This is a genomic window from Paenarthrobacter sp. MSM-2-10-13 (assembly GCF_011605365.1).
Classification (GTDB): domain Bacteria; phylum Actinomycetota; class Actinomycetes; order Actinomycetales; family Micrococcaceae; genus Arthrobacter.
In genome coordinates this window covers 156,741-162,877 of record NZ_JAAOXO010000010.1, presented here as the reverse complement: position 1 = coordinate 162,877, position 6,137 = coordinate 156,741, and the positions used below count along the sequence as shown (strand labels likewise).

The following is a 6,137-nucleotide window of genomic DNA, read 5'->3' as shown; positions in this document are numbered from 1 at the left end:
ATGTCCTGATGGGGCAGCGCCGCACCCGCGCCGCCGTCGAAGCCCAGCGCACGGAAATCCCGGTGATGATCATCGACAGCCCCGAGGAAGCCGAACGCATCGTGACACAGGTGGTGGAGAACATCCAACGCGCGGAACTGACCGAGGCGGACGAAGCGGACGCCTACCACCAACTGTCCCTGATCGGCGTTTCGGCGGCAGCGATCGCCAAGAAGACCGGACGGAAAAAGACCACCGTCGAAGGAGCTTTGAAGGCCAAGGCATCCGAGGCTGGGTCCGCCGCCCTGGGCCGAGGATGGAGCATCGAAGAAGCTCTCATCATGGCCGAGTTCGAAGGTGACGAGGAAGCAACAGCTGAGTTGGAATCGGTCATCATGGATGAACCCGACCAACTGTTCCACGTGGCCCAGCAGCTGCGGGACGAGCGCGAACGAGCAGCCGCGTTGGATGCCCTGATCGAGGGGCTGAAAGCCGAAGGCAAAGCCATTGTTGAGGACGCAGGAAACTACGGCGACGAAGAGAACCTGTTTGTCTCAGCAGCCAACCGTGCAGACGGAGAACCGGCGACCGACGAGGACGCCAACGCGGCCTATGTTTCAACCAACTACCGGGGCGAGCACGCCGCAAAGCCTGTCATCGCTGGATGGAAGGAACTGGGATTCACAGCGAAGTATGAGCGCTATGACGGTGGCAGCAACGTCCAGAAAGGCCCGATGACCGACGAGCAGAAGGCCGAGCGGAAAGCCCTGATCGCCAATAACAAAGCCGCCGAATCGGCAACCACCGTACGCCGGGAATTCGTCAAGAACCTGTTGGCGAAGAAGCAAGCACCGAAGGGCTGGCAGCACTTCACCGCACACGCGCTCACCCACCACCCCGAAACGGCCAGCGGCTATGACGGCAAAGTGGCTGCCGAAATGGTTGGAGCAAAGTCCGAAGAGTCAGACCGGTGGGGATGGAACCCACTCCGGGATCACGTGGCCAAGTCCACGGCCCGGCCCGAGTTCTCACTCATCGCACTTGTTTGCGCCGGGTATGAGAAGACTATCGCCAAGGATTCATGGCGGTCCCCCTCCCAAACCCACCGGGACTACCTGAACCAGTTGGTCCTGTGGGGGTATGTTGACCGGACTAAGCGGGTTGGTTAATCTCGGACCACCAACGGACACTTGGAGTCGCCCGGTATGGCCACTAAGACGCAAGACGGATCCGACGAGGCACGTCCTAAAGGGGCTGTAAAAGCGATCCCTGCCGCGCCGTACTGGCAAGTCGTGGGGCCCGACGGTGCCCCAATACGGAGCGTGGAACATTACCTGAAGGACTTCTGGGCCAGGGGAATGAGTTCTGCCAGTGTTGAGTCCTATGCGCGGGATCTTCTGCGGTGGTTCCGTTTTCTTTGGGCTACGGGCAAGGTCTGGAATCCTGTTAGCCGTGATGATGTCCGTGATTTCGTGGCTTCCTTACGTGAAGCATCGAAGGACGTGGGCAGGCGGCGGCCAGTGCCGGCCTTCAACGAAGTCTCCGGCAAGCCGTATTTAACAGACCGGTATTCGCCGCGGACTATCAATCACAATCTGTCCGTGCTCAGCGCGTTCTATGACTTCCACTTGCGAGCCCTAACGGGCCCTCTGGTGAATCCGGTGCCAGAACGAATGGGACCGCATGGGCGTTTCGGAGCTCACCACAATCCTGAAAATGCCTTCCAACAAGGGCCGCGGGCTCATTACCGGCAAAAGGTCCCCGTGCAGGCACCTCGGTCTATTCCCGATGAAGCTTTTGAAAACCTTTTTCACGCGTTGGGATCCGACAGAGACAGGGCCTTGGTTGCTTTCTATGTCTCCAGTGCCGCCCGGCCATCCGAACTGGTCGGTCTAACGAACGGAATGGTCGATGTTGGACAACAATGCATTTCGGTAGTACGTAAAGGAAGCGGAGCAATCCAACGCATCCCCGCTTCGCAGGAAGCTTTCACATGGTTCCGGCTATACCAAGAGTCCCTGCCCCCCGATCTCACCAAATCTGCAGCTTCTGCGTGGTGGACCCTTCGAAAGCCCTTCCGGCCACTGAACTATGAAGCAGCGCGGGGCATCATTCGCAGAATAAATACGATGCTGGGCGCCAACTGGACTCTCCACGACTTTCGACATACCGCTGCCATCCGCATGGCACGCGATCCCAATCTTTCACTCACGGACGTCCAGTCCGTCTTGGGGCACGTCCACATCACTTCCACCGAAACGTATCTGCGGCTCCGGGACGATGAAGTGATCGAACGAGTCAACAAGCACTTAGTCGCAAGAACCACAGCAGACGATAGCCCTGACGTCGGGGTGGAACAGCACTCCTCGTATTCAGCAGAGGACATGACTGAACTCTTCGGAGGAACCACATGGCAATAGTCCGAGACTACGTCCGCCCGCTGCCTGCACCGCCGACAACGGAACCAGCCCACGAACCACACGACCCTGTTCCGCGCCGGTCGCTACTCTCGCAGGCAGAGCTGCTGCAACAGGCTGAGAGGCTGGCTGGCGCCGACGAAGTATCGCTCCGCGGAGTCCGCACTATCTTGACCGCCTTGACCGAATTCGAAGGACAGACGTGGCAGCAACGGTGGGAAAACGCTGACTGCCAGGACCCAGGAAATGACTGGAAGGACCAGCTTGGGAGCCCTTGGAAGGGCATCCGTCTGAACAGGGCCAGGTTTGAATCGGCCAACGGAATCGCGGATCTCATCGCGTTGGACGTGATCCGGCCGAGCTACACATGGCTTCGGAACGCCAGACCCAGGTTCCACCGCATCCGAGAAAACAGGAACCCGGAATTCTTCGCTCGAATGAAAGAGCACGGGTCCGGATTGGATGTCCGACAGTCCAACGTCGGTAACGGCCTCACCGTTATGACAAAGGTCTTGGCGCACACCGGGCTCTCTGTGAATGATCTCCGGCCCGAACACTTGCTTGACTACAGGGAATACCAGCTCGAACGTAAGCAAAAGCCCGATGGTCTGACGTATGTCTGGTCGATGCTCAAGGACCTTGGAGTCTTTGATTCCTCGATCCCTGGACTGTTGCAACTGGTCGCAGTGAAGCGTCCAGGTGTTGAGGAGATGGTTGACTCCTACGGGATCCAAAGCCAGCCGGTTCGAGACATGCTGGTGCGATACCTCAAGACCAGAGAGATTTCGGTGGACTACTCCACCCTTCGCTGGATGGTCTACGAGCTGGTGAAGAATTTCTGGCTCGATGTCGAAGCCCACAACCCGGGAGCGAACAGCCTCCGGTTGAGTTTCGAAGAGGGACGCGCCTGGCTTAGCCGCTTTATGCAGGGCTCGATCACGACCAAACACCGCACCCTTTTCATGGTCAGGGGTCTTTACCTGGATATTGCGGCCTGGGCCACGGACGATGCCTACTGGGCTGAATGGGCGGCGCCTCCTTTCCTGACCCGGGAGGATACGGCCGGTGCCAACAAGAACAAGCGACGAACCCAGGCCCGTATCCACCAACGGATCCGCGATCTGAGCCCGATACTGCCAAGACTCCTCGAGAGCACTGACAAGGAGCTCAAAGATGCTCAGGCAATCCTGGCCGCCGCCATGGCGGTGGAGCAAGGGCAGGAGTTCGAGCACCAAGGGGTGACCTATCGCCGCCGGGAGATGAGTCGAAGCAGAAAAAGCTGGCCTCGCGGCTCCGGGCGGGTATGGGTAACAGGTGGAGAGTTCGAACGTCGGGTCGACCTCACCCAGCGGGAAGAGAGCTGTTTCTGGAGTTGGGCCCTGACCAACACGCTCAATGAGACCGGCGTGCGAATCGAAGAGCTCGTGGAGATCACTACGCATGCTTTTTCCATTTATAGGCTCCCGGACACCGGCGAGGCACTGCCTCTGCTGCAGATCGTTCCCTCGAAGACGGACAGGGAACGAATACTGCTGATCTCTCCGGAACTCGCTCACGTCTTTGCCCAGGTTAAGAGGCGCGTCTCGACACCTGACGGACGCGTCCCTCTTGCGGTGCGCTACGACTCAGCCGAGCGCACGTACAGCCAGCCTCTCCCACACCTGTTTCAGCTCAGGTGCGGCAGTGAACGCCGAACCATGTCACCGGAGTGGGCCAGAATCGCCATCAAGGACGCAATCAACAGATCCGGTCTCAGGGACGAGAACGGTGATGAGTACAAGTTCACACCCCACGATTTCCGCAGACTTTTCGCCACATCAGCCCTCGCCGCCGGCCTTCCGATCCATATCCTGGCCAAGCTCATGGGGCATCAAAACATCTCCACAACGCAGGGTTATGCCGCCGTTCACGACGAGGACACCCACCGGCATTTCAGAGGCTTCCTCGATAGGCGGCGCGCCCTCCGTCCTGCCGAGGATTACCTCGAACCCACCGAGGCCGAAATCAACGAATTCCACGAGCATTTCAAGAAGCGAAAGGTCGAGCTCGGTAGCTGCGGACGTGCCTACAAAACACCCTGCATCCACGAACACGCCTGCATCCGATGCCCGGTACTCCGACCCGACCCCGCACAACGCCCACGACTCAAGGAACTCATCGAAGCCCTAGAAGACCGGAAGATGGAAGCCGAACAACGAGGGTGGCTAGGCGAACTCGAAGGTATCGACATCAGCCTAAACGCTGCACGGGAGAAGCTGGCCCGCATGGCCAGGCAGGTCTCCCTGGGTGTTCCGTCATTTCCATCGGGCCCCAAGGACTAGAACGGCCTGCTCAGAACACCATGCTGAACCAGGACCCTTTGCCCGCCAGCGGAATATTCACCTGCGCCCGGCCAATCATCAGCTGAATCTCTGCGCCAGGCGGAAGCACGCTGAAGCCGCACGCCCGGTAAAACGAGGCCGACTCCGGCTCGGTCACGCCATAGAGACGCTTGAATCCCTGAAGTTGGGTGAGCAGCTCCTTGACCAGAGTACGGGCGACCCCCTTCCGTCGACAGTCTTCGCGGACCGCCAGGCTATAGATCATGGCGTGATCCCTGATGCCTTGGCTGACTTCCGAAGCTGGAAGTCCATGACTGACATAGGCCCATATTTGCTCCGCTGCCGCGCCCGCATGAAGGGCCCCGATTAAGCCGACAGCGTCCCGAACGGTGAGGATGTATGACGGAAACCCCTTAAGGGGATCAATCGCCCGGGCCATCAAGGGGAACCGGTTGACATCGTGGATGTGAGAGGTGAAGAACGCCTCGATTTCCGATCGCTCGGCATCTGAGTTCACGCGGTCAATTTGAACATGGAGCACTGAGGGATCCTTTCAGTTGTTTCGAGTGAAGGGATACTGCTGGTGTGATGCGAAACGGGCCGTGATGAATATGTCAACTAAAAATGGCCCCGGTAGGACGGCTATTTCTGGCCCCAGCTTGAGGATTGGGCAATCTTAGATTCGAAGTGCCGCCCCAGTGTCCTGGGTTTCTTTGGCTGCATGCGGGTCGGAGACGGAAGGATGGCTGATTGACGGAAACGGAGACCGGCCATTGCCCGGCCGTGTAACGGCCGTGGATTGATCCGGCATCCTTTGTCGGCCCCTGCCGACCCCACGAGTGTAGAACCGGTTGGGGGAAGCGATCGGTCTGATGGTTTGGGCGTGGCATCGAGGGCGGCCGTGTATGAGAAGGCCCAGCTTGTGGGGACGGGGCGCGGACTAGCAGTGGTTGCCTTTACCCATCCACCCAGCGCTACGGGCAGCAAAGAACGTCCCTATAGTGCTTGCGACGGGGACGAAGAGAAAGACCATGATGGCCTGGATGTCGCCACCGCTGACAACGAACGCAACTATGGCGATCCACCAAGATAGCAGGGCCGTAAACCCGCAAAGGATTGCGATCATGGCCCGGGCGCGGGGCAAAGCGAAGCGATGCCTGCGGATTGGCGGGGTCTTGAAGTATCTGCCCCGAGCGTTCCGTTCTCGGCGCACAACTACAAACGCTAATGCAGTGACCAGGGCAGGGACTACGAGGTATGGGGTGCCGCCGGAGTTGTTCGCCGTCCCGGCGATACCAATCCACCAGCATAGGGCGGCCGTGAAGCCCAGGAGAATGCCCTTCACCGGTCTCGGCGCGGGATCCGCCCGAAACAACGGTTCAAGATTCCCGTTCATGTCTGCTCCCTTGTGCGAACCCGT

At 59.2% G+C, this 6,137-nt stretch carries 5 protein-coding genes; 3 read left to right on the top strand and 2 right to left on the bottom strand.

Annotated elements, in window-relative coordinates; all coding sequences use genetic code 11:
* From HAV21_RS17745 to HAV21_RS17735, 3 genes are all read left to right on the top strand, one after another.
* Positions 1–1,148 (top strand): chromosome partitioning protein ParB (locus HAV21_RS17745; RefSeq protein WP_166842608.1); only part of this gene is annotated, 1,148 nt, incomplete at its 5' end.
* A gap of 153 nt (positions 1,149–1,301) precedes the next feature.
* On the top strand, positions 1,302–2,399 hold the full coding sequence (locus HAV21_RS17740; protein WP_166842607.1) for a site-specific integrase: 1,098 nt from the start codon (positions 1,302–1,304) through the stop codon (positions 2,397–2,399).
* Positions 2,390–4,717 (top strand): site-specific integrase, encoded by a 2,328-nt coding sequence (locus HAV21_RS17735; RefSeq protein WP_166842606.1) that lies wholly within the window; start codon positions 2,390–2,392, stop codon positions 4,715–4,717. Before HAV21_RS17740 ends, HAV21_RS17735 begins: the two co-directional genes overlap by 10 nt.
* A gap of 10 nt (positions 4,718–4,727) precedes the next feature.
* Here the strand turns inward: HAV21_RS17735 and HAV21_RS17730 are convergent, their stop codons facing one another.
* The gene (locus HAV21_RS17730; RefSeq protein ID WP_139126783.1) at positions 4,728–5,234 is read right to left on the bottom strand and encodes a GNAT family N-acetyltransferase; all 507 of its coding nucleotides are present in this window, start codon (positions 5,232–5,234) and stop codon (positions 4,728–4,730) included.
* Between the two features lie 423 nt (positions 5,235–5,657).
* Complete coding sequence (locus HAV21_RS17725; RefSeq protein WP_139126782.1) at positions 5,658–6,113, bottom strand: hypothetical protein; 456 nt, start codon at positions 6,111–6,113, stop codon at positions 5,658–5,660.
* Positions 6,114–6,137 lie beyond the last annotated feature (24 nt).

Bases quoted from the DNA above. Each gene is read 5' to 3' on its own strand.
- HAV21_RS17735 (WP_166842606.1), top strand. From the start codon at position 2,390: ATGGCAATAGTCCGAGACTACGTCCGCCCGCTGCCTGCACCGCCGACA.
- HAV21_RS17725 (WP_139126782.1), bottom strand. From the start codon at position 6,113: ATGAACGGGAATCTTGAACCGTTGTTTCGGGCGGATCCCGCGCCGAGA.